This window comes from Sphingopyxis indica, from assembly GCF_900188185.1.
In the GTDB taxonomy this organism is placed as follows: domain Bacteria; phylum Pseudomonadota; class Alphaproteobacteria; order Sphingomonadales; family Sphingomonadaceae; genus Sphingopyxis; species Sphingopyxis indica.
The window spans coordinates 1-1,628 of record NZ_FZPA01000036.1; the positions used below are offsets into that span (position 1 = coordinate 1).

The following is a 1,628-nucleotide window of genomic DNA, read 5'->3' on the forward strand; positions in this document are numbered from 1 at the left end:
TGGGAATTATATACTTGACTCCCCATTCTCCTAATCCTGTTTCTTTCGGCGGCGCTTCACGCGGCGCTCGATCTTCTTTGCCTGCTGGCCTTTGTCAGCGGGCCGGTAAGCCATCACCTTGTCGGTTACAGCGTCGAGGATTTGCTTGATGCGTTCGGTCATTCCTCTCGCTCCTTTCGTAGGAAAGAGGCAGGGCAACCATGCATTGAGTGACGCGCAGGGCATTGCTCAATGCGCTGGCGAAGGCTGGCGATTTCTGCCGCAGCCTGCCGGATCAAGTCGTAAGCCACATCGCCCGCAGGGCCTTCGAGGAAGTGTCCAGAGCACAAGTCTGCGAACTCTAACAGACGGGTTTCTAGAGCCACGGTCCTACCGAACCTCGCTGCTTTGTGGCGCTCCCAAGCCGCGTCAATCATCGCGGTTTCTTTCTCGGTCAAAGGCCGGTTTTCATCGTTCGTATTATTCATGCGATCAACTCCGCGTAGGTAATGCGCCGCCCGATGGCCGCGCTGAACAGGCGCTCAAGGCGCTGCATAGTGTGGTGGCTCACATCGCCGTCACCGAGCCGGAAAGCGAACTCTCCAACATAGCGATGCAGGTGCTTAGGGCTGGCGTGGTGATAGACACCATGCAGCCCGCGCTTGAGCAGCGCGAATACGCTCTCAATACCATTCGTGGTCACATCGCCGCGCACATATTCGCCAGCGCCGTGATTGATGCGCTCATGCTTGTAGAGCAGCCCGCCAACGCGGTTGTAGATTGCGCTTTCGTCGGTGTGGATGGTCGAGCCGGCTTGGACATGGCGACTGGTGAAACCGTTAGCATTGCGCCCTGTGACGGTATCGCGGACCTCTGCCTTAACCCGTCCGCTCTCGCGTTCGCGGCCAGCAATAACGGCAGTCTTGCCTACGCCGCCACGGCCCAGCTTGAGGCGCTTGCTCTCGTGCTTCGCAGCCTCTTTGCCGCCGATATAGCATTCGTCGATTTCAACCGTTCCGACCAGTTCGGTAGGGTCATTGCCGCAGGCCTCGCGCAGCCGTTGCAGCATGAACCATGCGGTCTTTTGCGTGACACCGATCTGCGCGTGAAGCTGGACGCTGCTGATGCCCTTGCGGGCGGTGACAAGCAGATACATGGCATAAAGCCATTTGTGCAGCGGCACCTTGGACCGCTCGAAAATCGTGCCCGTGCGAACGGTGAAGTCGAGCAGGCAGGCGTTGCAACGGTAGAAGCCGCCCTTGCGCGTTCCGATGCGCTCCGGTTCATTGCAAGCGGGACACGTTGCCCCGTCAGGCCAGCGCCGCGCCTCGAAATAGGTGCGCGCACTTTCCTGGTCGGGGAACATCTGGAACAGCTCGAATGTGCTGATCGTGGACTTGCTCATAGCTTAGGCCTCAACGATGCGGAACAAGCGCGATCCGTCCTTAGTGGTGTGATATTTGAGACCATAAGCTTCCGCGCTTTCGCGAGTGCGCCAGTTGCCGTCAGCAAGGGTGCGCCATCCGCTTTTCGTTTTGGCTGGTGTTTGCAACTTGAACATCGTGTTATCCTTTCAAATCCAAGCGTTTCCGCTTCCGACAAGAAGATAACTACCCTAATTTGTTTCGGGAGTCAAGTATATAATTCCC

At 57.6% G+C, this 1,628-nt stretch carries 4 protein-coding genes; all 4 read right to left on the reverse strand.

Annotated features, from left to right (window positions below; translation table 11 throughout):
- Positions 1-30: 30 nt before the first annotated feature.
- The 4 genes from CHB69_RS20710 to CHB69_RS20350 are packed head-to-tail and all read right to left on the reverse strand — an operon-like array spanning position 31 to position 1,540.
- The gene (locus tag CHB69_RS20710) at positions 31-162 is read right to left on the reverse strand and encodes a hypothetical protein (protein WP_272916362.1); all 132 of its coding nucleotides are present in this window, start codon (positions 160-162) and stop codon (positions 31-33) included.
- On the reverse strand, positions 159-467 hold the full coding sequence (locus CHB69_RS19955) for a hypothetical protein (protein WP_141134068.1): 309 nt from the start codon (positions 465-467) through the stop codon (positions 159-161). Before CHB69_RS19955 ends, CHB69_RS20710 begins: the two co-directional genes overlap by 4 nt.
- Positions 464-1,384 (reverse strand): IS1595 family transposase, encoded by a 921-nt coding sequence (locus CHB69_RS19540; protein WP_089217559.1) that lies wholly within the window; start codon positions 1,382-1,384, stop codon positions 464-466. The genes CHB69_RS19955 and CHB69_RS19540 overlap by 4 nt, the downstream gene beginning before the upstream one ends.
- A gap of 3 nt (positions 1,385-1,387) precedes the next feature.
- Positions 1,388-1,540, reverse strand: a complete 153-nt coding sequence (locus CHB69_RS20350) for a hypothetical protein (protein WP_170935654.1) — start codon at positions 1,538-1,540, stop codon at positions 1,388-1,390.
- Positions 1,541-1,628: the final 88 nt, after the last annotated feature.